Here is a 25,569-nt window from a genome sequence, read left to right as displayed (position 1 = left end):
TCAGCTGTGCGCTGGGGCAAAAAAAAAGCCCGCGCGGAAGGCGCAGGCGCCGCCTCGGGGAGCATGGTCAACCGCCCGTGGATTCGCGGACGATGGTCCAGCGACCGTTGTTGTGGACCAGGTCCAGGGTCTTGCGGCTGCTGACGTTGAGCGAATCAGCGCTGTAGGCCTGGCGGAAGACGGCGCTAGCCTTGTCGCCTTGCACCGACACCTTCATGTCTGACAGCTTCACGCTGATCTTGGACTTGCCGACGATGCGCGCTTCACGCTCCTTCTCCCATGCGGCGCGGCCCTGGCGGCCTGGTGGGTCGAACGACTTGTCGTAGGCGCCCAGATAAGCCTTCATGTCCTTGGCGGCCCAGGCTGCAGCCCAAGCCTGAACGGCGGCGGTCACTGCCTGGGTGGACGCGTCAGCCGCCGCTGCTGCGGCAGGTGCCGGCTCGGGTGCCGCAGCAGGGCTGGCCGCTGGTGCGGGGGCGGCCGCAGGCGCTGGAGTCGGGGCAGGTGCAGGAGCCGGGGTGGCCGGCGCTGGTGCAGCCGCTGCAGGGGCTGGCGTGGGCGCAGGAGCGGCTGCGGGACGCTGGGTCACTACCACGGCGGGAGCCGGTGCGGCAGCGGCAGGGCGGCCGGCCTTGCTACCGGGCTCGTTGGAGAACAGCTCGCGGATCAGCGCCAGCTTGGGTTTGACGGAGTTGGCGTTGTTGGCATCCAGCTGCAGCGCCTTGTTGTAGGCCTGGCTGGCGAGCTTGGCGTAGATGTCGCCCAGATTTTCCTGCGCGGTGGCGTAGCTGGGGTTGGTGCGGATCGCCATTTCTAGCGCTGTGCGGGCCTTGTCCAGCTGGTTCTGGTTGGCGTACAGCACGGCCAGGTTGTTGTAGGGCTCGGGCAGCTCTGGGTACTCTTCGGTGAGCTTGGTGAAGGTGGCAATGGCGTCGGCCTGCTTGCCCGAGTCCGTCTGGGCCACGCCGCGCAAGAAGCGCAGTTGGGGGTCACGCGGGTTGGCCGCCAGGCGCTGGTCGGCCTTGGCCAGCGCCTCGGACGCCTTGCCTGCCTTGAGCAGCTGGGTGATGTCGGCATAGTCGTCCGCGTGGACCACGCCCGTGCCCATCAGGGCGGTCAGTGCCAGAAGGCGCAGGAGGCGTGGGAGTGTGCGTCGGACTTGCTTCATGGGGGTACAAAGGAGTTGGGCGGCAGCCAGCCCGGGCGGGGGCTTATACTGCGGCGGATTGTAGCTGAGGGGGTTGTCATGACGGTACGCTGTTGCCGCTGGTGATTTTGCTGGACGCCCCTTGCCGGGCCACCCCCTTCCCAGGGCTGAGTTCCGCTGCTGCCGGGTGAGTCTCAGGCGCTCACCCACCCCCATCAAGTCTCCCGTTACTGAAATCCCATGAGTTTGCGCATCTACAACACGCTGTCGCGTGCATTGGAGGACTTTTCCCCGCTCGAACCTGGCCATGTGCGCATGTATGTGTGCGGCATGACCATCTACGACCTGTGCCACATCGGCCACGCCCGCATGATGATGGCGTTTGACGTGGTGCAGCGCTGGCTCAAGGCCAGCGGCCTGCGCGTGACTTATGTACGCAATATCACCGACATCGACGACAAGATCATCAAGCGCGCGCTGGAGCGGGGCATCACCATCCGCCAGCTCACTGACGAGATGATTGCTGCGATGCACCATGACATCGGCCTGCTGGGCATCGAGCCACCCTCCGTGGAGCCGCGCGCCACCGAATATGTGCCGCAGATGCTCTCGCTGATCGGCCAGCTGGAGAGCAGGGGCCTCGCCTACCGCGCGAGCAACGGTGACGTGAACTACTCGGTGCGCAAGTTCGATGGCTACGGCAAGCTCTCGGGCAAGTCTCTGGACGAACTGCGTGCCGGCGAGCGCGTGGCGGTGCTGGACGGCAAGGAAGACCCGCTCGACTTTGTGCTGTGGAAGTCCGCCAAGCCCGAGGAGCCGCCCGAGGCCAAGTGGGACAGCGCTTTTGGTGCGGGCCGCCCCGGCTGGCACATCGAATGCTCGGCCATGAGCTGCGCCACGCTGGGCGATACCTTCGACATCCACGGCGGCGGCGCAGACCTGCAGTTCCCCCACCACGAGAACGAAATCGCTCAGAGCGAAGGCGCCACGGGCAAGCCGCTGGCCAAATTCTGGGTGCATAACGGCTTCGTGCGCGTGGACAACGAGAAGATGTCCAAGAGCCTGGGCAACTTCTTCACCATCCGCGACGTGCTCAAGACCTATGACGCGGAGACGGTGCGCTTTTTTATCGTGCGGGCCCACTACCGCAGCGCGCTGAACTACAGCGATGCCCACCTCGACGACGCACGCCTGGCGCTCAAGCGCCTGTACACGGCCCTCAGTTTGGTGACCCCGGCGCAGGTGGCGTCCATCGACTGGACCAGCCCCTACGCAGCCCGCTTCAAGGCCGCGATGGACGAGGACTTTGGCACGCCCGAGGCAGTGGCCGTGCTGTTTGACCTGGCGAGCGAGGTCAACAAGACCCGCTCAGCCGAACTGGCCGGGCTGCTGAAGGCGCTGGGTGGTTGCTTGGGCATCTTGCAGGGCGACCCGCAAGCGTTTCTTCAGTCGGGTGCGGCGGGGGTGGATGAGGCCGAGATTCAGGCGCAGATTGCCGCCCGGGCCGCAGCCAAGGCGGCCAAGAACTTTGCCGAGGCCGACCGCATCCGCAACCACTTGCTGGCCCAGGGCATCGTGCTCAAGGACTCTGCCGCCGGTACCACCTGGGAAGCCGCCCAATGAGCATGGTTTTGAAGCCAAATATGCCAGTAGTGCAGGTGGAATAAGCGGTGGCAGCTTCTAAAAATATAGCAAGCGACGCCGCAGCGCCGCCACTGGTGTTGGCCACGCCCGACTACTGGGCCGAGGCCTGTAAGCACCTGGTGAAAAAAGACCGGGTGATGAAGCGCCTGATCCCGCAGTTTGGCGACGCCGCGCTGCAGACCAAGGGCGACCCCTTTATCACCCTGGCGCGTTCTATCGTGGGCCAGCAGGTGTCCGTGGCTTCGGCGCAGGCCGTGTGGGAGCGTTTTGTGGCGCTGCTGCCGCGCGGCATGAAGCCCGCCAGCGTGCTCAAGCTCAAGATCGATGACATGCGGGCCGCAGGCCTGTCGGCCCGCAAGGTGGACTACCTGGTGGACCTGTCCATGCACTTTGAGGGTGGCAAGCTGCACGTCAAGGACTGGGCCGCCATGGACGACGAGGCCATCATTGCCGAGTTGGTGGCCATCCGGGGCATTGGCCGCTGGACGGCCGAGATGTTTTTGATCTTCTATTTGATGCGGCCCAATGTTTTGCCCCTGGACGACCCGGGGTTGATCAGCGGGATCAGCCAGAATTACTTCTCTGGCGACCCGGTGAGCCGCAGCGACGCCCGCGAGGTGGCCGAGGCCTGGAAGCCCTGGTGCAGCGTCGCGACTTGGTATATTTGGCGGTCTCTGGACCCCCTGCCTGTAACCTATTGACACCACTGCAGGCACGCCGGTTACAGGGCGTGCCATTCGTGGCAACCCCGCCGGGTGCGATCCCCAAGGAGAAAAACGTTGGCGAAAAAGACCTTTCTGGATTTCGAGCAGCCCATCGCCGAGCTGGAGTCCAAAATTGAAGAACTGCGCTACGTGCAGACCGAGAGTGCCGTCGATATCTCGGAAGAGATCGACCAGCTGAGCAAGAAGAGCCAGCAGCTCACCAAAGACATCTACAGCGAACTGTCGCCCTGGCAGATCACCAAGATCGCCCGCCACCCCGAGCGCCCCTACACGCTCGACTACGTGCGCGACATCTTCACCGACTTCGTCGAGCTGCACGGCGACCGCCACTATGCGGATGACCTGTCCATCGTGGGTGGCCTGGCCCGCTTCAACGGGCACGCCTGCATGGTCATTGGCCACCAGAAGGGCCGTGACACGAAGGAGCGCGCTATGCGCAACTTCGGCATGAGCAAGCCCGAGGGCTATCGCAAGGCCCTGCGCCTGATGAAGACGGCCGAGAAGTTCAAGCTGCCCGTGTTCACCTTTGTGGACACGCCCGGCGCCTACCCCGGCATCGATGCCGAGGAACGCGGCCAGTCCGAGGCCATCGGCCGCAACATCTTCGAGATGGCGCAGCTCGAAGTGCCCATCATCACCACCATCATTGGCGAAGGTGGCTCCGGCGGCGCCCTGGCCATCAGTGTGGCCGACCAGGTCGTGATGCTGCAGTACGCCATCTACTCAGTCATCAGCCCCGAAGGTTGCGCGTCCATCCTCTGGAAGACCAGTGAGAAGGCGCAAGAGGCGGCCGACGCCCTGGGCATCACCGCCCACCGCCTCAAGGCCCTGGGCCTGGTGGACAAGATCGTGAGCGAGCCCGTGGGCGGCGCCCACCGTGACCACAAGCAGATGGCAGCCTTCCTCAAACGCGCTTTGGGTGATGCCTTCCGCCAGGTGGCAGACCTCAAGACCAAGGACCTGCTGGACCGCCGCTACGAGCGCCTGCAGAGCTACGGCCGCTTCAGCGACACCAAGGCAGACGCTCGCTGAGCAGCCTTGAACCCGGCGCTGGCCGGGGCTTTTGCACTAGTCCGGTGCGCTTTCAACGACCCTTCGGGGTCGTTGTTGTTTTTGGCGCCGAATCGTTCACGCGGCGCCTGTTTTACCTCTGGCGCGCAGACTGCTACCGGATGTAACATCTTCGAACACCGCCTGCGCGGGCGGTTGAAGGGGTGCTCCATGTCGCTTCTGAAGACGCTCAAGGGCCAGATCCTGGTGGTGTCTGCCGCCTGTATGGTGGCAGCCCTGTTGGTGCTTACGCTGGTCAACTATTTCTCCGCCCGCGCACAAGCGCGTGTTGCGTTGGCGGAGGAGGGGCAGGCCACCGCCAAGAGCCATGCGGAGGCCATCGAAGAGTGGACCCGCGCGAAGGCGGGCATCATCGCGGCCTCCATCGTCGCGTTTGAAGAGCCCGAGCCGGCTAAGTCCCTGGCCATGCTGCGTGATGCGGGCAAGTTCAGCACCGCGTACTTTGGCTACGCAGACAAAAAGTACGTTTTCTCCGAAGCCCGCAACCTCCCCGCCGACTACGACCCCACTGCGCGCCCCTGGTACAAGCAGGCTGCCCAGGCTGGCGCGTCCGTGGTCACGCCGCCCTACATCTCGGCCTCCGACCAGAAACTGGTGGTGACCTTTGCGACGCCGGTGGGTGCGGGCTCCGCACTCAAGGGGGTGGCTGCCGGGGACGTGTACATGGAATCGGTCGTGGCCAATGTCGCGTCCATCCAGCCCACGCCGCAAAGCTTTGCCTTTCTGGTGTCCGCGGACGGCAAAATCATCGCCCACAAAGACCAGGGGCTCACGCTCAAGCCCATCACCGAACTCTCCAAAGACCTCGCGATCGAGCCGCTGCTGGCTGCTGCCAAGAACAAAGGACTGCTGCCGACCGACATCGCCGGGCGCAGCCGCCTGCTGAGTGTGGTGCCGATCGCTGGCACGTCCTGGATGCTGGTCGTGGCCCTTGACGAGAGCGAAGCCATGGCGCCGATCCGCGCCATGTTGGCCACATCGCTGATCTCCAGTGTGCTGGTGCTGGTCGTGGCCGTGGCGTTGCTGGGGGTGGTGCTCACCCGGCGCCTGCGCCAGCTCACGCTGGTGCGCGATGCCATGCACGAAATCGGCGCGGGCGACGGCGACCTGTCACGCCGCATTGACGCGCACGGCGAGGATGAACTGGCCCAGATCGCCGGCAGCTTCAACAGTTTTGCCGGCAAGCTCTCGGGGGTGCTGGCTCAGATCCGGGACGCCAGCAGTTCGGTGCGTGTGGCCGCCGAAGAGATCGCCACCGGCAATCACGACCTGAGCGGGCGCACTGAACTCACGGCATCCAGCTTGCAGCAGACCTCGGCCTCCATGCAGCAGCTGACCGAAACGGTGCGGCACAACGCAGACTCTGCGCGGCAGGCCAACCAGCTGGTCGCCCAGGCCTCCAGCGTCGCGCAGCACGGCGGTCAGGTGGTGGGCAATGTAGTGACCACCATGGACCAGATCAATGCGGCCTCGCGCAAGATCAACGACATCATCGGCGTGATCGACGGCATTGCGTTTCAGACCAACATCCTCGCGCTCAACGCAGCGGTGGAGGCCGCGCGCGCAGGCGAGCAGGGCCGGGGCTTTGCGGTGGTGGCGGGTGAGGTGCGCAGTCTGGCCCAGCGCAGTGCCGAAGCGGCCCGCGAGATCAAGACCTTGATCAATACGTCGGTCGAGCAGGTGGAAAACGGCTCGCGGCTGGTGCACGACGCAGGCACCACGATGACCGACATCGTGACCTCGGTGCAGCGCGTGACGGACATCATGGCCGAGATCACCGCGTCCACCAACGAGCAGAGCACCAGCATCAACGAGGTGGGGCAGGCCGTGGCCCAACTCGACCAGATGACCCAGCAGAACGCAGCGCTGGTGGAAGAGAGCGCTGCAGCGGCGCAGAGTCTGAAGGATCAGTCGGTGCGGCTGTCGGAGGTGGTGGGTACCTTCCGCCTGTCCACCGATTCTGCCCACGCTTCGCCACGGCTGTCCCCGCCGGGCGGTTGAGTCGCAAGGGTCGGGGCGTCGCGGCGCCCCTAGTGCACCTTGCTGCCGGAGAGCGGGGCCCCGTGATAATCGGCGCCCATGAACTGTTGCCCCTGTCCAGATGCTTGTAGCCGTGAGTTGACTCCAATGGCTGCTGGTCCGAGCGCTGGGCCTTCAGCGCCTGGGGGCCAGGCGCCATGACCCAATCCATGGACGTCGCCCTGCAAGCTTTCGCGCCCGCCTTACCTCTGGCGGTGGCGTTGAGCGGCGGAGCGGACTCGACCGCGTTGTTGCTGGCCTGTGCGCACCGCTGGCCGGGGCAGGTGTTGGCCATCCACGTACACCATGGGCTGCAGGCGGCTGCCGACGGATTTGAGCAGCATTGCGTGGCATTGTGCGGCCAGCTGGGTGTGCCTTTGCGCGTGCAGCGGCTGGATGCGCGCCCAGCGCCCGGTCAGAGCCCGGAGGATGCTGCCCGGCAAGCCAGATACCAGGCTTTGACGGCTGTAGCGCTAGAAGATCATGTCTTGGGTGCTATTCAATCCATAGCAATCGCACAGCACGCCGATGACCAGGTCGAAACCCTGTTGCTGGCCCTGTCGCGCGGAGCGGGCGTCGCGGGCCTTGCCGCCATGCCGGCCCAGTGGGAGCGGGGAGGGCTGGTCTGGCATCGTCCTTTGCTGCAGGTGGCCGCGTCGGATGTGCGCCAGTGGTTGAAGGCGCAGGGCCAAGCGTGGGTGGAAGACCCCACCAACCGCGACGAGCGCTACACCCGCAATCGCATCAGGGCGCAGCTGCTCCCGATCCTCGAGTCTGCCTTCCCGTCCTTTCGGGAGACCTTTGCGCGGTCAGCGGCCAATGCCGCCCAGGCGGCAGAACTGCTGCAAGAGCTGGCCCAGCAAGACCTGTTGCAGGTGGGACAGCCCCCGAAGATCAAGGCCCTGCAAATGCTCAGTCGCGCCCGCCAGTCCAACGTGCTGCGCCACTGGCTGCGCCACACCCACCTGACAACCCCGACGGCCGCACAGCTGAGCGAGCTGCTGAGTCAAATCAGCGCCTGCTCCACGCGGGGCCACCGGATCCGTATCAAGGTGGGCAGCGGCTTTGTGGTGCGCTCGGGCGCCATGGTCGATTGGCTGAAAGCCTAGGCGACGTCTGAGTTCGCCGGGTGGTCAGCGTGTTACGGGTGTTCGTTCGCTTGAGGGGCGTGTCGCCCTGGGCTTTGGAGGTTGACCGCCTGGTGGTTTGCACGAAGTCCACCTGGAGCCCGCCCATGGTTTTCGGGAGCATGGCATCGTTCGGCGAAGGCAGGCCTCGGCGGGACCCCCTCCAAAATGAGGCATAATAGCGGGATTGGAAACGTGACCGAGTGGCCGAAGGTGCTCCCCTGCTAAGGGAGTATGGGGTGTAGAGCCTCATCGAGGGTTCGAATCCCTCCGTTTCCGCCAAGATAAGCCCCAAGTGCTCAATCGCTTGGGGCTTTTTCTTTGGCGCTTTCTGCCGCCTCGTTCTTTCAGGCATCGCCTGCGAACTGCCGGGCTCCTAGCACGGGTCACTCGTCGATGGATGCGCTCCATCGGCTGCCCCAATCGCTTCCTTTGTGGACCTTGTCGATCTCGCGGCGGTCGCGTTTGGTGGGGCGGCCTTCTTGCAATGTGGCAGCCGGCTCGGGGGCCAAGCGGCGCATTTCCGCTGCTTTTTCGCGGGCAGCGATGCTGTCGGGGGTTTCCTCATACAGCTGCTGGGCCACAGGCGCAGGGCCACGGGCGCCGCTCAGGCCCCGCACGAGCACGGTGCGTGCCACGGGCCCTTGGCGCAGCGCCACGGTGTCGCCGCAGCGCAGGTCGCGGGCAGGTTTGGCCAGTTGGCCATTGACGGTGACCCGGCCTTTGCCGATTTCTTCCGTGGCGAGGCTGCGGGTTTTGTAAAAGCGGGCGCACCAGAGCCATTTGTCCAGCCGCATCGTCTCCATCGTGTTCATGGATGAGATTGTGCCGCCTGCATCGCCGGCGCGCTGTCAGTCAGTGGCGCAGGCAGTGGCAGGCGGACAACCGCGTCCAGCCCGGTCACCTTGTGGCCCTGGACCCGGTTGGTCAGCACGATGCTGCCTTCCAGCGCCTGCACGATCTCATGGCAGATGGCCAGACCCAGGCCGCTGCCGGTGCGCACATCACCCGCCGAGAAGGGCTGGAACAGGCGGGCCGCCAGTTCGTCATCTATGCCCGGACCGTGGTCGCTGATGGTGAGCGCCACATGCCGTCCGTCGCTGCGCAGGTCCACGGTCAGCTCGCTGCCGGGTGGTGCGTGCCGCACGGCGTTGTGCAACAGGTTGCGGCTCAGCTCGCGCAGCATCCATTCGTGCGATTGCACCAGAGCGGGCTCGGTGTGGATGCCGAAGTCGAGGTCGCGCTGGGCGATGAGGGGCGAGATTTCCAGCGCCACTGCGCGCAGGACCTCGTCGAACCGGGTAGCGGGCGGCGCGCTTTGCTGGCGCAGTTGCTCCACCTTGGCCAGGGCCAGCATCTGGTTGGCCAGCAGCGTGGCGCGGTCCACGGTGTCGCTGATTTCGTGCAGGGCTTGCTGTGGCCCCACATCGCCATGCAGGGCGGACTGCACCTGGGTCTTGAGCACGGCCAGCGGCGTGCGCAACTGGTGCGATGCGTCGCGCACAAAGCGTTTCTGGTGCCGCAGCAGGTGGCGCAGGCGCTGCATGACCTCGTTGGTTGCGTCCACCAGCGGTTGCAGCTCACGCGGGGCCAGCGGGGCGGCAATGGGGCTCAGGTCGCCTTCTCGCCGGGCCTGCAGCTGCTGGCTGAGCTGGCGAACGGGCTGGGTGGCGCGCTGCACCACCAGCACCACGGTGAAGGCGATCACCGCGATCAGCAGCGCCTGGCGCAGCAGGGTGTTGCGCAGGATCTGAAGGGCCAGGGTTTCGCGCACTTCCAGCGTCTCGGCCACCTGGATCACCGCCATGGCCCGCCCCTGGGAGCTGGCCACCGGCTGCAGCAGCACGGCGACGCGCACATCGCGGTCACGAAAGCGGTCGTCGTAAAAGTCCACCAAGGCCGCGTAAGGCGGGCGGGCAGGGATGCTGCCATGCCACATCGGCAGGTCTTCAAAGCCCGACACCATCTCGCCCTTCAGGGTCGAGACGCGGTAGAACATCTGGCTCTGGTTGTCGGCTTCAAAGGCCTCCAGCGCGGAATACGGCACGATGGCGCGCAGCTGCGCCTCCTCGTCAAACCCCTTCACATCCAGCTGTTCGCTGATGCTCTTGGCAGATGCCAGCAGGGTGCGGTCGTAGGCCGTGTTGAGGGATGCCAGGGTCTGGTGGTACAGGCTCCAGGTGTTGAAGCCGATGAACAGCACCACCGGCAGCAAGATGCCCAGCAGCAGGCGCCGCCTTAGCGAGTGGTGGCGCACGCCTTTGGGGCTCATGTGTCGGCCCGCAGCAGGTAGCCCAGGCCGCGCAGCGTCATCAACGTCAGGCCCGTGCCTGCCAGCTTTTTGCGCAGCCGGTACACCACGACCTCGATGGCTTCGTATTGCACGTCCAGCTGGCCCGGAAACACCAGCTCATACAGCCTTTCCTTGGTCACCGCATGGCCGGGCTGGGCCAGCAGGGCGTGCATCAAAGCGAGTTCGCGCGGTGTGAGCTCCATCACCTCGCCGTGGAGGTACAGGGCGCCGCTGTCCTTGTCGTAGCGGATGGCGCCGATCTGCACGGTGCTGGGGGAGAGGGGCGCCACTGCGGGGTCCGCACTGCGGCGCACCAGGGCGCGCAGACGGGCCTCCAGTTCGTCCAGGTCAAAAGGTTTGGGCAGGTAGTCGTCGGCTCCGGCGTTCAGGCCCATCACCCGGTCGCCGACGGTGCCGCGCGCTGTCAGGATGAGCACAGGGGTGCGCAGGCCGCGCGACCGGGCCTGCTGCAGCACTTGCAGGCCGTCCAGGCCGGGCAGGGTCAGGTCCAGGATGACGGCATCGGGCTGCAGCGCGATCCACTGGCTGAGCGCCGCGCGCCCGTCGCCCACGGCTGTGACCTCCATGCCGCGCCGGGTCAGCGCGCGGTGCAGCGTGGCCTGCATGGTGGGGTCGTCTTCTACAAGGAGCAATTGCATGCGCGGCACCATAGCACCGTCTCGTCGGGCCCCGCGCATGAGTGTTTTCCCTGAGTCTGAGGACAGCCGTTTGACAGGCAGCGCGCGCATCATCGGGCGGTTCGCAAACCTTATCAGGAGACAGACACTATGCGTCGCGATACCTTTCTGAAATCCCTGGCCGCCCTGGCCGCAGCGGGTGCGCTGCCCGTCTCGGCCCAGACGGCATCTGCCATCAAGATGATGATCCCCGCCAACCCGGGTGGAGGCTGGGACACCACCGGTCGCGCGTTGGGTAAGGCAATGCAGGACGCAGGGGTTGCCAGCTCGGTCACCTATGACAACAAGGGCGGTGCCGCCGGCGCGATCGGTCTGGCGCAGTTCGTCAACGGCAGCAAGGGCGACCCGAATGCCGTGATGGTGATGGGTGCGGTGATGCTGGGCGGCATCATCACAGGCAAGCCCCCGGTGGGCCTGGACAAGGTCACGCCGCTGGCACGCCTGACCAGCGAATACAACGTGTTCGTGCTGCCTTCCAACTCGCCTTTCAAGTCGATGAAGGACGTGGTGGACCAGCTCAAGAAGGACCCTGGCAGCGTGAAATGGGGTGGCGGCTCGCGCGGCTCCACCGAGCACATCGCTGCCGCCATGATTGCCCGTGAAGTGGGCGTGGACCCGGCCAAGATCAACTACGTGGCCTTCCGTGGGGGCGGCGAGGCAACTGCCGCCATCCTGGGCGGCAACGTCACCATCGGCGGCAGCGGCTACAGCGAGTTTGCCGAGTACATCGCTGCGGGCAAGATGCGGGCCATCGGGGTCACGTCCGGCAAGCGCCTCAAGGGCGTCGAGGTGCCCACGCTCAAGGAGCAGGGAATCAACGTCGAGATCGGCAACTGGCGTGGTGTGTACGGCGCTCCCGGTATCGACAAGGCCCAGCGTGACGCGCTGATTGCCTCCATCGAGAAGGCCACGAAGAGCAAGGCCTGGAGCGAGGCGCTGGCCAAGAACGACTGGACCCCCGCGTGGATGGCTGGCGATGCGTTTGCCAGCTTCGTGGACCAGGAATTCGCCAGCCTGCGCGCCACCATGGTCAAGTCCGGGATGGTGTGATGACTGAAGGCAGCACCATTCCATCGCCGCGCGCGCAGACCATCGTCGGCGCCGGTGTGCTGCTGGTGGCCGGAGGCATGGCCTTCGGCGCCTTGCAGATTTCCGGCGAGGCCGGCTACGGCGGCGTCGGCCCCAACTTTCTGCCGTGGCTGTGTACCGTGGTGCTGGCCATCTGCGGCGCGTGGCTGGTGTGGGAGGCACGCACCGGCGGCTACCGCGAGATGGCCGAAGCCAGCGGGCACCCCAAGGCCGACATCGGCTCTTTCGTGTGGGTGTCTGCGGGTCTTCTGGTCAACGCCGCATTGATCGGCACCGTGGGCTTCATCGTGAGCTGCACGATTTGCTACGTGCTGGCTGTGCAAGGCCTCCGCCGCGCAGCACGGCAGCCCCAAGCCGGCTCCGTCGGCACGTGGGTGAAGGATGTGCTGACCGGGCTGGCGATCTCGGCGCCCGTGTTCTGGGCCTTCACGCAGTTTCTCGCCATCAACCTGCCGGGCCTGACGGGAACGGGCTGGCTGTAAGGCCACCCGCATCCTCTGCCGCAGCCCGGCAAGACCCCTGACAACAACATCAAGAAGAGGTTCTGATGGAAATCTTTGATGCGCTTCTGGCGGGCTTTGCCACCGCCATCACGCCAGCCAACCTGCTGTGGGCGCTGGTGGGCTGTGCCCTCGGCACGGCCGTGGGCGTGCTGCCTGGCATCGGGCCTGCCGTGGCTGTGGCCATGTTGCTGCCCATTACCGCCAAGGTCGAGGTCACGGCCTCGATGATCTTTTTTGCCGGTATCTACTACGGCGCCATGTACGGAGGGTCCACCACGTCGATCCTGCTGAACACGCCGGGGGAGACGGCAAGTATGGTGACCGCGATGGAGGGCAACAAGATGGCCAAGAGTGGCCGCGCCGGTGCGGCGCTGGCAACCTCGGCGATTGGCTCCTTCGTGGCGGGCACCATTGCCACGGTGGTCGTGACGCTGTTCGCACCGGGCGTGGCGGAATTTGCCGTCAAGCTCGGGCCGCCGGAGTACTTCATGCTGATGGTGCTGGCCTTCACCACTGTCAGCGCGGTGCTCGGCCAGAGCGCGTTGCGCGGCATGACGGCCCTCTTTGTGGGGCTGGCGCTGGGCTGCGTGGGCATGGACCAGATCTCTGGTGCTGCGCGCTACACCGCAGGCCAGATGGAGTTGCTGGACGGCATCGACATCGTTCTGGTGGCCGTGGGTCTGTTTGCCGTGGCGGAGGTGCTCTACGCTGCCATTTACGAAGGCAGTGTGAACGAGACGCAGAACAAGATGAGCCGTGTGCACATGACCGCACGGGACTGGAAACGGTCCTGGCCCGCGTGGCTGCGCGGTACGCTCATCGGCACACCGTTTGGCTGTATCCCTGCGGGCGGCACCGAGATCCCCACCTTCCTCAGCTACGCCACCGAGAAGAAGCTGGCCAAGGGCGAGGACAAGGCCGAGTTTGGGGGCAAGGGCGCCATTGAAGGCGTGGCCGGTCCTGAGGCGGCGAACAACGCCACCGTGACGGCTGCGCTGATTCCGCTGCTGACGCTGGGCATTCCTACCAGCAACACCACGGCCGTGCTGCTGGGCGCATTCCAGAACTACGGCATCAACCCGGGCCCGCAGCTGTTCACCAGCTCGGCGGCACTGGTGTGGGCGCTGATCGCCTCGCTGTACATCGGCAACATCATGCTGCTGGTGCTGAACCTGCCGATGGTGGGGCTGTGGGTCAAGCTGCTGAAGGTACCGCGCCCGCAGCTGTACGCAGGCATCCTGATCTTCGCCACGGTGGGCGCCTACGGCATGCGCCAGAGCGCGTTCGACCTGTTTCTGCTGTATGCCATCGGCATTCTGGGGGTGGTGATGCGCCGGTTCGACTTTCCGACCGCGCCGGTGGTGGTGGGCATGATCCTGGGCCCCTTGGCCGAGGCACAGATGCGCAACGCCGTGGCGCTGGGAGAGGGTAGCTGGTGGATCTTCCTGCAGCGCCCGATGTCGCTCACGCTGGTGGTGATCGTGGCGCTGGTGTTGATCGTTCCGCGCGTGATGCGCCGTATGGCGGCACGCAAGCTGGCGTCTTCATAGAGGCCCCTGCGTCTGCGCACTCGTGGCGCACGCTGCACGTAAAAAAACCGCGCTCCAGGGCGCGGTTTTTTCGTTTTCAGCTTGGGTTGTTATGGCAAGCCTGGCACCGGGTTGTAGATCCCGAGCCTTCCCACCAGGAGACTTGCTCAACGGGGCTGGATGATAACATAAAATGCGAATAATTCTTATTTGCAAGGTGGTGCATGGATTCACTTCCCCAGGAATTTATGGCGTTGTGCAGGCAGTGGGGTGAGGCGCAGCAACGCTGCTGCAAGCTGGTGGCCGCTCAGGCCGCGCAACTGGAAGCGCTGTCGGCGGAGGTGATGCGCTTGCGTGCTGCAGTGATCATCCGGGACACGCGCCTCGCGTGGGCGCAGGATGCCCTGGCACAGTGGCAGGCGGCTCAGCCGGGCCTGCCGCAGCGACAGTCCATGGCCCGCCATATCGGCGTGCTGGCAGAGCGCATCACCGCCTTGTCGCGCGAGTGCCTGCGATGGAAGCTGGCCGCATCGGCGCCGAGTGCGTCGTCGCAGGCCCCCGCTGATTCCCAGAACGCGTACAGAGGCAAAGAAGTGGCCGTCGAGGAGAGGGCGCCAGCCATCAGCGAAGCAGCACTGCATACCAGCCTGGCGGCCGCAGACTGGGTGATTTGCCAGACCGGCTGCATCAGCCATGACCAGTACTGGCGGGTACAGGACCATTGCCGCCGCACCGGCAAGACCTGCATCCTGATGGACCAGCCTCTGGCTGCGCAGCCGGTGCAGCCGGTGCAGCCGCCGTCCGTCGTGGTGCTGCACTGGGGGCATGCCGAAGAGCGTCAGGCGGCTGACAAGGTGCAGTAAATGCCCGATAGCGCAGACAAATAATGCCTTAATTGCTATAAACAATGTAGCGAATCGCTGAGGGCTACGTGCTGTGCTGCCGGTGACCGTGGCTGGTACACGGATCCGCATGTACCTCCGCGCTACCATCCGCCCATGCCCCTTCTCACCGATGACGCCCCCGCACTGCCGCTGGATGCCCAGGGCATTCTGGAACTGGCGGCACGTTCCATGTTCCAGCTGTTCTCCAGCGTCAGCCAGGGCATGTTCCTGGTGGACCGCAGCGGGCGCATCGTGTGGGTGAACGAGGGCTATCAGCGCTTTCTGCCGGACCTTGGTTTTTCGTCAGTGGACCAGTTCGTCGGCCGCACGGTGGAAGAGGTCATCCCCAACACCCAGATGCGCCGCGTGCTGGAAACCGGCCAGCCCGTGCTGATCGATCTGCTCACCAACAAGGCGGGTACCTTTGTGGTCAGCCGCATCCCGCTGCGCGACGATGCCGACCGCGTGATCGGTGCCATCGGCATCGTGCTGTTCGACCACCCCGAGACCACGCTGCAGCCCCTCATCAGCAAGTTTGCACTGCTGCAGCGGGACCTGGACGACGCTCGGCGCGAGCTGGCCAGCCAGCGCCGCCGCAGCCTTGCCGTGGCGGGCGATGGCGAGCGGCGGTCCAAGTACACCTTTGCCAGTTTCATCGGCTCCAGCCCTGCGGCGGCCGAGGTCAAGCGCCAGGCGCGCCGTGCAGCGCAGTCCACCAGCCCCGTGCTGCTGCTGGGCGAAACCGGCACCGGCAAAGAGCTGCTCGCCCACGCCATCCACGCCGCATCGAGCCGCGCCAGCGGCCCGTTTGTGAGCGTGAACATCGCCGCCGTGCCCGACACGCTGCTCGAAGCGGAGTTCTTTGGCGTGGCGCCGGGCGCCTATACCGGCGCTGACCGCAAAGGCCGCGACGGCAAGTTCAAGCTGGCCGACGGCGGCACGCTGTTCCTCGACGAAATCGGCGACATGCCGCAGAGCCTGCAGGCCAAACTGCTGCGCGCGTTGCAAGAGGGCGAGATCGAGCCGCTGGGCAGCAACAAGCTCGTGCCATTCAACGTGCGCATCCTGGCCGCCACCTCGCGCGACCTGGCCGCGCTGGTGCGCGAGGGCAAGTTCCGCGAGGACTTGTTCTACCGCCTGCATGTGCTGCCTGTGCGCGTGCCGCCGCTGCGGGTGCGGCGCAGCGACATTCCTGCGTTGGTCGAAGCCCTGGGCGAAGACCTGGCCCTGCGCAACGGCACCGCCCCGCCCGAGTTGCTGCCCGACGCCATGGCCCTGCTGGCGGGCCAGCCCTGGCGCGGCAACATCCGCGAGCTGCGCAATGTGCTGGAGCAGGCGGTCATGCGCAGCGACTCGCAGTCCATCGACGCCGCGCAGTTGGAGCGCATCCTGCGCGAGGCCGGCGTGGAGCCCGCCGCCCCCGCCCCGGTGCAAGACCCGGGCCACGCCGCCGACGCCGATGACGAAAGCCGCTACCTGCGCCCGCTGGCCGAACAGGTGGCCGAGCTGGAGCGCAAGGCCATTGCCGCCGCCCTGAAGGCCCATGGCGGCAACAAGCTGGCCACCGCGCGGCAGCTGGGCATCTCGCGCGCCACGCTCTATGGACGTCTGGAAAACCCTGAATAAAAATCAGACAAATGTCTAATTATTGGACATTTAATGTGTATTGAAATCAGTCAGTGTCGCCAGGGTGTCAGTAAAAGTATCTTTGAAATCAAGCACTTGGATGCTGGCACAGACTGTGCAGTAAAGAAGCATCACAACAGGAGACATCGCCATGCAACGTCGCACTCTGGTCGCCCTCGCTTCCGCAGCCGTTACCGCCGCCACACTTTCTGCCCCCGCGTTCGCGCAGACCGGTGAAATCCGCATCGCCCACATCTACAGCAAGACGGGCCCTCTGGAAGCCTATGGCAAGCAGACCCAGACCGGCCTGATGATGGGCCTGAACTACGCCACTGGCGGCAGCATGACCGTCAATGGCAAGAAGCTCGTCGTGATCGAGAAGGACGACCAGGGCAAGCCCGACCTGGGCAAGAGCCTGCTGGCCTCCGCCTACTCGGACGACAAGGCCGACATCGCGGTCGGCCCCACCTCCAGCGGCGTGGCCCTGGCCCTGCTGCCCGTGGCTGAGGAATACAAGAAGATCCTGCTGGTCGAGCCCGCCGTGGCCGACGCCATCACCGGCGACAAGTGGAACAAATACATCTTCCGCACCGGCCGCAACAGCAGCCAGGACGCGATCAGCAATGCCGTGGCCATCGACAAGGCCGGCGTCACGGTAGCCACGCTGGCGCAGGACTACGCTTTTGGCCGCGACGGTGTGAAGGCCTTCAAGGACGCACTGAAGAACGCCAAGCTGGTGCACGAGGAATACCTGCCCACCACCACCACCGACTTCACCGCCGGTGCCCAGCGCCTGATCGACAAGCTCAAGGACGTGCCCGGACGCAAGGTCATCTTCATCATCTGGGCCGGTGCCGGCAACCCGTTCAAGATCGCTGACATGGACTTGAAGCGCTATGGCATCGAGATCGCCACGGGCGGCAACATCCTGCCCGCCATGGCTGCGTACAAGAACTTCCCCGGCATGGAAGGCGCCACGTACTACTACTTCGGCATCCCCAAGAACCCCGTGAACGAAGCCATGGTGGCCGCGCACTACAAGGAGTTCAAGACCCCGCCAGACTTCTTCACGGCCGGTGGCTTCAGCTCTGCCATGGCACTGGTCACGGCCCTCAAGGCCACGAACGGCGACACCAACACCAACAAGCTCATCAAGACCATGGAGGGCATGAGCTTCGAGACCCCCAAGGGCAAGATGACCTTCCGCAAGGAAGACCACCAGGCCATGCAGAGCATGTACCACTTCAAGATCAAGGTGGACCCGGCCTTTGCCTGGGGTGTGCCCGAGCTGGTGCGCGAGATCAAGCCTGAAGAGATGCAAGTTCCGATTCGCAACAAGCGATAAACGGTTTGCGTGGCCCCGCTGGCTGGCGATTGCTCAGCCCAGCGGGGATCCATCCTCGCGGGGGCGGCCGCCCCTTTTTTTCCAGTGAATTGATGCATGAACCCCTGGGTGTGCACGGGGGCTGGGTCGGTTTTTCTCAAAAATTATTTGGAGACAAGACAACATGGCTTTCAATTTCATCCGGGCGGCTGCAGCAGGGGCTGCGCTGGCACTTTGTGGTGTGGGCGGTGTTCACGCTGCCGTCAACCTGCCAGCACTCAAGATCGACAAGACACAGACCACGGTGTCGGGCCTGTCCTCGGGCGGCTTCATGGCGGTGCAACTGCACGTGGCGTACTCGGCCACGTTTGCCAAGGGCGCTGGCGTGGTGGCGGGCGGCCCGTTCTATTGCGCCGAAGGGTCCATCGTCAACGCCACCGAGCGCTGCATGGCCAGCCCGGCGGGCATCCCCACCAGCACGCTGGTCAGCACCACCAACACCTGGGCGAGTCAGGGAGTCATCGACCCCGTGGCCAACCTGCAGAACTCCAAGGTCTACCTGTTCTCGGGCACGCTCGACAGCGTGGTCAAGACCGGGGTGATGGACGCGCTGCGCACCTACTACAACAGCTTTGTGCCCGCCGCCAACGTGGTCTACAAGAAGGACATTGCGGCCGAACACGCCATGGTGACGGACGACTACGGCAACGCCTGCTCCACCAAGGGCGCGCCCTACATCAGCGACTGCAACTTCGACCTGGCCGGCGCCATGCTGCAACACCTGTACGGCACGCTGAACGCCCGCAACAACGCCACCCTGCCCACCGGCAATTACATCGAGTTCAACCAGAGCGAATTCATCACCAACCACGGCATGGCCACCACGGGCTGGGCTTACGTGCCCCAGGCCTGCCAGGCGGGTGGCACGGCCACCTGCAAGCTGCATGTGGTGCTGCATGGCTGCAAGCAGAACATCAGCGATGTGCAGCAGCAGTACGTGCGCAACACCGGCTACAACCGCTGGGCTGACACGAACAATATCGTGATGCTGTACCCGCAGACCAGCACCGCAGCCACTAACAGCTGCTGGGACTGGTGGGGCTATGACAGCGCCAACTACTCCAAGAAGTCCGGCCCGCAAATGGCGGCCATCAAGGCCATGGTGGACCGCGTCTCCAGCGGCACGGGCGGTACCACGCCCCCCGACCCTGTAGCCCTGCCAGCTCCCACGGGCGTGAGCACCTCGGGCGCCACGGCCAGCAGCATGGCCATCGGCTGGGCCGCCGTCACCGGTGCGGCCAGCTACAACGTGTACCGCAACGCCAATAAGGTCAACGCGCTGCCTGTCACCGCCACCAGTTACACCGACACCGGCCTGGCTGCCTCCACCACCTACAGCTGGACAGTGCGCGCTGCCGATGCCAACGGGGCCGAAGGCGCCACATCGGCCGCGGCTCCGGGCACCACGCTGGCCGCATCGGGCGGTGGCACGGCCACCTGCACCACGGCCAGCAACTATGCACACACCCTGGCCGGGCGCGCGTACGCCGCCGGGGGCTACACCTATGCGCTGGGCTCCAACCAAAACATGGGCCTGTGGAACGTGTTTGTGACCAACACCCTGAAGCAGACCAGCATCAACTACTACGTGATCGGCACCTGCTGAAATATGTACAACCCCCTGAGCCGCTTCGCGTCTTCCCCCTTCTCTCGAATGGCTGCGCCATTCGGGAAAGGGGACACCGCCAGCGCGGCGGGGCGGCCCTTGCGCGGCGGTCGCAGGCTGCGACCGCGCCAGTTGCGGAGACTGTTGACGATGGAAACCCAGTGAAGGTCTTGGCACCCCCCCCGCAGGGCAGGGTTGCCGGGCTCTTTGAATGAAATGACTCAGACCGTGAAAGTGAACCCCCACCCATGAGCACCTTGGCCACCAAGGACTTGACCATCCGCTTCGGCGGCCATGTGGCGGTCAACGGCGTGACCTGCTCTTTCGAGCCCGGCACGCTGACCGCCATCGTGGGCCCCAACGGCGCGGGCAAGACCACCTACTTCAACCTGATTTCGGGGCAACTCAAGGCCACCAGCGGCAGCGTGATGCTGGGCGGGCAGGATCTCACGGGCCAGTCCATCTCGGCACGTACGCACGCGGGTCTGGGCCGGGCGTTCCAGCTCACCAACCTGTTCCCCAACCTCAGCGTGCTGGAGAACGTGCGCCTGGCCGTGCAGGCCACACAAGAAGGCAAGCACCGCCGGGGCATGAACCTGTGGAGCATCTGGAGCGACCACAACGCGCTGACCCAGCGCGCCCGCGTGATCCTGCAGGCCGTGGCCATGACGGACCGGGCCGATACGCCCGTGGCCAGCCTGCCGCACGGCGACCAGCGCAAGCTCGAAGTGGCGCTGCTGATGGCGCTGGAGCCGCAGGTCTACATGTTCGACGAACCCACGGCCGGCATGAGCCATGACGAAGCGCCCGTGATCCTGAACCTGATCCGCGAGCTGAAGAAGGACAAGACCAAGATCATCCTGCTGGTGGAGCACAAGATGGACGTGGTGCGCGAGCTGGCCGACCGCATCATCGTGCTGACCAACGGCACGCTGGTGGCCGACGGCCCACCTGCCGAGGTGATCGCATCGCCCGTGGTGCAAGAGGCCTACCTGGGCGTCTCCAAGGACGCAGAGAAGGAGGCCGCATGAGCACCGCGACCGCAACCCCCAACCTGCTCGAACTCAAGGGTGTGCACACGCACATCGGCGCGTACCACATCCTGCACGGCGTTCATCTCGCTGTGCCCAAGGGGCAGCTCACCATGCTGCTGGGCCGCAACGGCGCGGGCAAGACGACCACGCTGCGCACCATCATGGGCCTGTGGCATGCGTCGAAGGGCTCCATCCACTTTGGCGGCAAAGACATCACGGCGATGAACACTCCCGCCATTGCGGGCATGAACATCGCGTATGTGCCCGAGAACATGGGCATCTTTGCCGACCTCACGGTGAAGGAAAACATGCTGCTGGCCGCCCGCAGTGCGCGCAACGCTGCGCAGATGGACGAGGCGCGGCTGCAGTGGATCTTCAAGCTCTTCCCGGCCGTGGAGAAGTTCTGGAACCACCCCGCCGGCAAGCTCAGCGGCGGCCAGAAGCAGATGGTGGCCGTGAGCCGCGCCATCGTCGAGCCGCGCGATCTGCTCATCGTCGATGAACCCAGCAAGGGCCTCGCGCCCGCCATCATCAACAACATGATCGATGCGTTCGACCAGCTCAAGAAGAGCGGCGTGACCATCCTGCTCGTCGAGCAGAACATCAACTTTGCCAAGCGGCTGGGTGACACCGTGGCCGTGATGGACAACGGCCAGGTGGTGCATGCGGGCAGCATGGCCGCGCTGGCGCAAGACGAAGAACTGCAGCGCTCGCTGCTGGGGTTGGCGCTATGAGTCGTATAAGCAGTTTCAGGTGTTTTCGGGCGGTAGCGCAGGTATCTATTGCTGTGGCAGCTATCAAATATGTAGCTGATGTGCGTGGTGCGGCAGTAGCTGCTGGAGGTCGGGCATGAGCATCACCCGCGATTTCGACTGGAAGCCGCTGGCGCTGGTGCCGGCGCTGGCGCTGCTGGTGCTGCCCTTCATCGGCTCGCCCAGCACCTGGCTCACGCTCACGGTGGCGGGGCTGGCCATGGGCATGATCATCTTCATCATCGCCTCGGGCCTCACGCTGGTGTTTGGCCTGATGGACGTGCTGAACTTCGGCCATGGCGTGTTCATAGCGCTTGGCGCCTTTGTGGCCACCAGCGTGCTGGGCGCCATGGGCGACTACACCCAGAGCGCCGAGCTGTGGCGCAACCTGATGGCCGTGTTGCCCGCCATGGTGGTGGCCATGGCCGTAGCAGGCGCCGTGGGCCTGGCGTTCGAGCGTTTCATCGTGCGCCCCGTGTACGGCCAGCACCTGAAGCAGATTCTCATCACCATGGGCGGCATGATCATTGGTGAAGAACTCATCAAGGTCATCTGGGGCCCCGCGCAGATCCCGCTGCCGCTGCCCGAGGGCATGCGTGGCTCGCTGCTGGTGGGCGATGCGGCCATCGAAAAGTACCGCCTGGTGGCGGTGGCCGTGGGCCTGCTGGTGTTTGGTGTGCTGGCCTGGACGCTGTCGCGCACCAAGGTCGGCCTGCTGATCCGCGCGGGTGTGCAGGACCGCGAGATGGTCGAAAGCCTGGGCTACCGCATCCGCCGCCTGTTTGTGGGTGTGTTCGTGGTGGGCTCGGCCCTGGCGGGCCTGGGCGGCGTGATGTGGGGTCTGTACCAGCAGAACGTGGTGCCCCAGATGGGCGCACAGGTCAACGTGCTGATCTTCATCGTGATCATCATCGGCGGCCTGGGCAGCACCGGCGGCGCGCTCATCGGTGCGCTGCTGGTGGGGCTGATGGCCAACTACACCGGCTTCCTGGTGCCCAAGGTGGCGCTGTTCTCCAACATCGCGTTGATGGTGGCCATTCTCTTGTGGCGTCCGCAGGGCGTCTATCCCGTGGCCAACCGCTGATGAGGAGCCGACTGACATGCTGAACCGACTTCTCTCTGGCGACTATCCGCGCAGCAAGGTGCTGGCGGTGATTCTGGTGGCCATCTTTCTGGGCCTGGCGTTCGCGCCGTTCCTCTTCCCGGGTGTCAAGGCGCTGTCCGTGGCAGCCAAGGTGCTGATCTTTGTGGTGCTGGTCGCCAGCTTCGATCTGCTCTTGGGCTACACCGGCATCGTGAGCTTTGCGCACACCATGTTCTTTGGCATCGGGGCCTACGGCATTGCCGTGGCCACCACCCGCATGGGGCCCACGTGGTCGGCGCTGCTGGTGGGGCTGGCAGGCGCGCTGGTGCTCTCGCTGCTGCTGTCGCTGGCGGTGGGGCTGTTCTCGCTGCGCGTGCGGGCCATCTTCTTCGCCATGATCACGCTGGCCGTGGCCGCTGCGTTCCAGACGCTGGCCTCGCAGCTGTCAGACATCACCGGCGGCGAAGACGGCTTGACCTTCAAGGTGCCCGAGTTCCTTTCGCCCAGCTTCGAGCCGTTTGACGACCCCTTCCTGGGCGTGAGCATCGACGGGCGGCTGATCTGCTACTACCTGCTCTTCGTCACGGCCGTGGCGCTGGTGCTGGCGCTGCTGCGCATCGTCAACTCGCCCTTCGGCCGCGTGCTGCAGGCCATCCGCGAGAACGAGTTCCGCGCCGAGGCCATTGGCTACCGCGTGGTGGTGTACCGCACCACGTCCAGCGTGCTGTCGGCACTGTTTGCCACCATGGCGGGTGCCATGCTGGCGCTCTGGCTGCGCTACAACGGGCCGGACACCTCGCTCAGCTTCGAAATCATGATGGACTGCCTGCTCATCGTGGTGATCGGCGGCATGGGCACGATCTACGGTTCGGCCATTGGCGCCGTTCTCTTCCTGGTGGCGCAAAGCTACCTGCAGGATCTGCTGCGCCTGGGCAGCGAGGCCGCCTCAGGCCTGCCCTGGCTGTCTGCGCTGCTGTCGCCCGACCGCTGGCTGCTGTGGCTGGGCGTGCTGTTCGTTCTGTCCGTTTACTACTTCCCCACCGGTGTGGTGGGGCGCCTGCGCGCGGCAGCTGCGCGCAAGGTGGGGTGAGTGGCCCGGCCGCGCCGGGTGACTGGCGTGGCCTGGGTGTGTGGGTGAGCTGTGCAACAAAGACGCAAAGAAAAAACTCCAGGAGACAAGCACATGAAGATGAGCATGAAGAACCCGCGTTTTCGTCCCTTTTCTCGTCCGTTCGTTCCCGCAGTGCTGGCCGCTGCGGTGTTGGCTGCCTGCGGCGGCAGTGATGGCGACAGCGCCGCACTCAACACCAAGCCCACCTACCTGGGCACCATCAGCGAGATCACGTACGACGGCACCAGCAACGACCTGCTGACGGCTGGCCTGGGCGCCACGGGGCTGGCGGCGGCCGTGCCACCGGCCTATGCCGACCCGCTCAAGCCCACTGCGGCCGAGCTGCGCCGCACGGCCATCCACACCAACTACCGCGCCATGCTCGACATGACGGCGGCCGGTGGCTACGGCACGCTCTACGGCCCCAATGTGGATGCACAGGGCAAGGTCACCACCGGTGAAGGCAAGGTGGCAGGCACTGAGTACATCGCGTTTGCCGACGACGGCACAGGCCGCAAGAACGTCACCCTCATGGTGCAGGTGCCTGCCAGCTTCGACCCCAAGAAGCCCTGCATGATCACCGCCACGGCATCGGGCTCGCGCGGTGTGTACGGCGGCATCTCCACCGGCGAGTGGGGCCTGAAGAAGGGCTGCGCCGTGGCGTACTCTGACAAGGGCACGGGCGGTGCTCCGCACGACCTGCAAAACGACACCGTGCCGCTGATGGACGGCACCCGCGCCACGGCCACCGCAGCGGGCAAGAACGCGGCTTTCAACGCAGGGCTCACCGCTACCGAGCTGGCGGCCTTCAACACCGCCACACCCAACCGCTTTGCCTTCAAACACGCGCACTCGGGCCAGAATGCCGAGAAGGACTGGGGCACCACCACCCTGCAGGCCGTGGAGTTTGGCTACTACGTGCTCAACCAACGTTATGGCGCCACCGATGCAGCGGGCCAGCGCCTCAAGACGCTGACCCCGGCCAACACCATCGTGATTGCATCCAGCATCTCCAATGGTGGCGGTTCAGCGATTGCCGCGGCCGAGCTGGACACGCAGGGCCTGATCAGCGGCGTGGCCGTGTCCGAGCCTGCCATCGAGATGCCCTCCAACCCCGGTGTCACCGTGCGCCGTGGCAGTTCTGAAGTGGCCGTCACCGGCAAGACGCTGGTGGACTTCACGACCTACGCCAATCTGTACCAGGCCTGCGCATCGCTGGCGCCATCGGTCAGCACCAGCCCCTACGCTGCCGCTTTTGCCGCCGGCTTTGGCAGTGCGGCCCTGCCGATTGCGCCCAATCGCTGTGCCTCGCTCAAGGCGGCAGGCCTGCTCACGGCCTCCACCACGGCCACGCAGGCCGAAGAGGCTTTGCAAAAGCTGCGCGCCTACGGCTGGGAGCCGGAGTCCAACGACCTGCATGCGTCGCTGGCTGCGTTTGAAGTCGCCCCGGCGGTCGCTGTCACCTTCGCCAACAGCCTGTCGCGCGCCAGTGTCAAGGACCACCTGTGCGGCTTCAGCTACGCTGCCACGGCGGCTACAGGCGCGGTGACAACACTGGCCCCCGCAGCGCTCGCTGGCATGTTTGCCACGGGCAACGGCGTGCCCCCATCGGGCGGTATCAACCTGGTCAACAACCTGGGCAAGCTGGGCCCGGCACGCGACTTCCTGTCGGTGTCGGACGCGGGCGTGGCCGACTGGAACCTGAGCGGTGCGCTGTGCCTGCGCAACCTCGTCACCGGCAACGATGCCGCCGCCAAGAAGCTGCAGGCCGGTGTAGACGAAACCCGCCGCAACGGCAACCTGCGTGGCAAGCCTGCCGTCATCGTGCATGGCCGTGCGGATGCTTTGCTGCCCGTCAGCCACACCTCTCGCCCCTACGCCGCACTGAACAAGAAGGTCGAAGGCGCTGCCAGCAAGCTCAGCTATGTAGAAGTGGCCAACGCCCAGCACTTCGACAGCTTCATCGGCCTGCCCACCGTGCTGCCGGGTTATGACAGCCGCTACGTGCCGCTGCACGTGTACCTGAACCACGCACTCGACGCCGTGTACGACCACCTCGCCCACGGCAAGGCGCTGCCCGCCAGCCAGGTGGTGCGCACGGTGCCACGTGGCGGCACACCGGGCAGCGCCCCGGCCATTACCGCCGCCAACGTGCCGCCGCTGGCCACCACACCCGCTGCCGCCAACGCCATTGCCATCACGGCGGGCGCCATCTCCATCCCTGACTGACCAGGACGCTGAAC

At 65.4% G+C, this 25,569-nt stretch carries 21 protein-coding genes and 1 tRNA gene; 18 read left to right on the top strand and 4 right to left on the bottom strand.

Annotated features, from left to right (window positions below; genetic code table 11):
- Positions 1-67: 67 nt before the first annotated feature.
- Positions 68-1,168 (bottom strand): L,D-transpeptidase Cds6 family protein, encoded by a 1,101-nt coding sequence (locus ACT531_RS12870; RefSeq protein WP_476017667.1) that lies wholly within the window; start codon positions 1,166-1,168, stop codon positions 68-70.
- 219 nt (positions 1,169-1,387) lie between these two features.
- Here ACT531_RS12870 and cysS point away from each other — a divergent pair, with 219 nt between their 5' ends.
- The 6 genes from cysS (at position 1,388) to ACT531_RS12840 (ending at position 8,015) form a co-directional block, all read left to right on the top strand.
- Positions 1,388-2,770, top strand: coding sequence for a cysteine--tRNA ligase (gene cysS, locus ACT531_RS12865; protein WP_476017666.1), 1,383 nt, complete (start codon positions 1,388-1,390; stop codon positions 2,768-2,770).
- A gap of 47 nt (positions 2,771-2,817) precedes the next feature.
- Positions 2,818-3,492 (top strand): DNA-3-methyladenine glycosylase family protein, encoded by a 675-nt coding sequence (locus tag ACT531_RS12860; protein ID WP_476017665.1) that lies wholly within the window; start codon positions 2,818-2,820, stop codon positions 3,490-3,492.
- Between the two features lie 78 nt (positions 3,493-3,570).
- Entirely contained in the window at positions 3,571-4,548 is a 978-nt protein-coding gene (locus tag ACT531_RS12855; protein WP_015014962.1) for an acetyl-CoA carboxylase carboxyltransferase subunit alpha, read from the top strand.
- 189 nt (positions 4,549-4,737) lie between these two features.
- Complete coding sequence (locus tag ACT531_RS12850; RefSeq protein WP_209819945.1) at positions 4,738-6,588, top strand: methyl-accepting chemotaxis protein; 1,851 nt, start codon at positions 4,738-4,740, stop codon at positions 6,586-6,588.
- A 176-nt stretch (positions 6,589-6,764) separates the two neighbouring features.
- Entirely contained in the window at positions 6,765-7,715 is a 951-nt protein-coding gene (gene tilS, locus ACT531_RS12845) for a tRNA lysidine(34) synthetase TilS (protein WP_476017664.1), read from the top strand.
- A 207-nt stretch (positions 7,716-7,922) separates the two neighbouring features.
- Positions 7,923-8,015: transfer RNA gene (locus ACT531_RS12840), tRNA-Ser, on the top strand.
- 104 nt (positions 8,016-8,119) lie between these two features.
- On the opposite strand, the gene ACT531_RS12835 is transcribed toward ACT531_RS12840, so the two are convergent.
- The 3 genes from ACT531_RS12835 to ACT531_RS12825 are packed head-to-tail and all read right to left on the bottom strand — an operon-like array spanning position 8,120 to position 10,685.
- Positions 8,120-8,548, bottom strand: coding sequence for an RNA-binding S4 domain-containing protein (locus tag ACT531_RS12835; protein ID WP_296336367.1), 429 nt, complete (start codon positions 8,546-8,548; stop codon positions 8,120-8,122).
- The gene (locus ACT531_RS12830) at positions 8,545-10,005 is read right to left on the bottom strand and encodes a sensor histidine kinase (protein WP_476017663.1); all 1,461 of its coding nucleotides are present in this window, start codon (positions 10,003-10,005) and stop codon (positions 8,545-8,547) included. Before ACT531_RS12830 ends, ACT531_RS12835 begins: the two co-directional genes overlap by 4 nt.
- Positions 10,002-10,685, bottom strand: a complete 684-nt coding sequence (locus ACT531_RS12825; protein ID WP_476017662.1) for a response regulator — start codon at positions 10,683-10,685, stop codon at positions 10,002-10,004. Before ACT531_RS12825 ends, ACT531_RS12830 begins: the two co-directional genes overlap by 4 nt.
- 129 nt (positions 10,686-10,814) lie before the next feature.
- On the opposite strand from ACT531_RS12825, the gene ACT531_RS12820 reads away from it, so the two are divergent.
- The 12 genes from ACT531_RS12820 to ACT531_RS12765 all read left to right on the top strand — a co-directional run bounded on the left by ACT531_RS12820 (position 10,815) and on the right by ACT531_RS12765 (position 25,555).
- Positions 10,815-11,774, top strand: a complete 960-nt coding sequence (locus tag ACT531_RS12820; protein ID WP_015014956.1) for a Bug family tripartite tricarboxylate transporter substrate binding protein — start codon at positions 10,815-10,817, stop codon at positions 11,772-11,774.
- A complete protein-coding gene (locus ACT531_RS12815; RefSeq protein WP_110961057.1) occupies positions 11,774-12,295 on the top strand; it encodes a tripartite tricarboxylate transporter TctB family protein in 522 nt (173 codons plus the stop codon). The genes ACT531_RS12820 and ACT531_RS12815 overlap by 1 nt, the downstream gene beginning before the upstream one ends.
- A 65-nt stretch (positions 12,296-12,360) precedes the next feature.
- The gene (locus ACT531_RS12810; protein WP_060987086.1) at positions 12,361-13,866 is read left to right on the top strand and encodes a tripartite tricarboxylate transporter permease; all 1,506 of its coding nucleotides are present in this window, start codon (positions 12,361-12,363) and stop codon (positions 13,864-13,866) included.
- A 203-nt stretch (positions 13,867-14,069) separates the two neighbouring features.
- Positions 14,070-14,708 carry a DUF2325 domain-containing protein gene (locus ACT531_RS12805; RefSeq protein ID WP_476017661.1) on the top strand — a complete coding sequence of 213 codons (639 nt, stop codon included), beginning with the start codon at positions 14,070-14,072 and terminating at the stop codon, positions 14,706-14,708.
- Positions 14,709-14,843: 135 nt separating this feature from the next.
- Complete coding sequence (locus ACT531_RS12800; protein WP_291447584.1) at positions 14,844-16,355, top strand: sigma-54 interaction domain-containing protein; 1,512 nt, start codon at positions 14,844-14,846, stop codon at positions 16,353-16,355.
- Between the two features lie 151 nt (positions 16,356-16,506).
- Positions 16,507-17,700, top strand: a complete 1,194-nt coding sequence (locus tag ACT531_RS12795; protein ID WP_116747498.1) for a substrate-binding domain-containing protein — start codon at positions 16,507-16,509, stop codon at positions 17,698-17,700.
- 163 nt (positions 17,701-17,863) lie between these two features.
- Entirely contained in the window at positions 17,864-19,345 is a 1,482-nt protein-coding gene (locus tag ACT531_RS12790) for an extracellular catalytic domain type 2 short-chain-length polyhydroxyalkanoate depolymerase (protein WP_476017660.1), read from the top strand.
- A 248-nt stretch (positions 19,346-19,593) separates the two neighbouring features.
- A complete protein-coding gene (locus tag ACT531_RS12785; RefSeq protein WP_476017659.1) occupies positions 19,594-20,376 on the top strand; it encodes an ABC transporter ATP-binding protein in 783 nt (260 codons plus the stop codon).
- Positions 20,373-21,113 carry an ABC transporter ATP-binding protein gene (locus ACT531_RS12780; protein WP_295940820.1) on the top strand — a complete coding sequence of 247 codons (741 nt, stop codon included), beginning with the start codon at positions 20,373-20,375 and terminating at the stop codon, positions 21,111-21,113. The genes ACT531_RS12785 and ACT531_RS12780 overlap by 4 nt, the downstream gene beginning before the upstream one ends.
- A 115-nt stretch (positions 21,114-21,228) precedes the next feature.
- Positions 21,229-22,215, top strand: coding sequence for a branched-chain amino acid ABC transporter permease (locus ACT531_RS12775; RefSeq protein ID WP_056640195.1), 987 nt, complete (start codon positions 21,229-21,231; stop codon positions 22,213-22,215).
- 16 nt (positions 22,216-22,231) lie between these two features.
- Positions 22,232-23,305 carry a branched-chain amino acid ABC transporter permease gene (locus ACT531_RS12770; RefSeq protein WP_060986968.1) on the top strand — a complete coding sequence of 358 codons (1,074 nt, stop codon included), beginning with the start codon at positions 22,232-22,234 and terminating at the stop codon, positions 23,303-23,305.
- Between the two features lie 93 nt (positions 23,306-23,398).
- Positions 23,399-25,555 (top strand): D-(-)-3-hydroxybutyrate oligomer hydrolase, encoded by a 2,157-nt coding sequence (locus tag ACT531_RS12765; protein WP_476017658.1) that lies wholly within the window; start codon positions 23,399-23,401, stop codon positions 25,553-25,555.
- Positions 25,556-25,569 lie beyond the last annotated feature (14 nt).

Source organism: Acidovorax sp. DMC1, from assembly GCF_056314325.1.
This window is presented reverse-complemented; position numbering and strand designations above follow the sequence as displayed.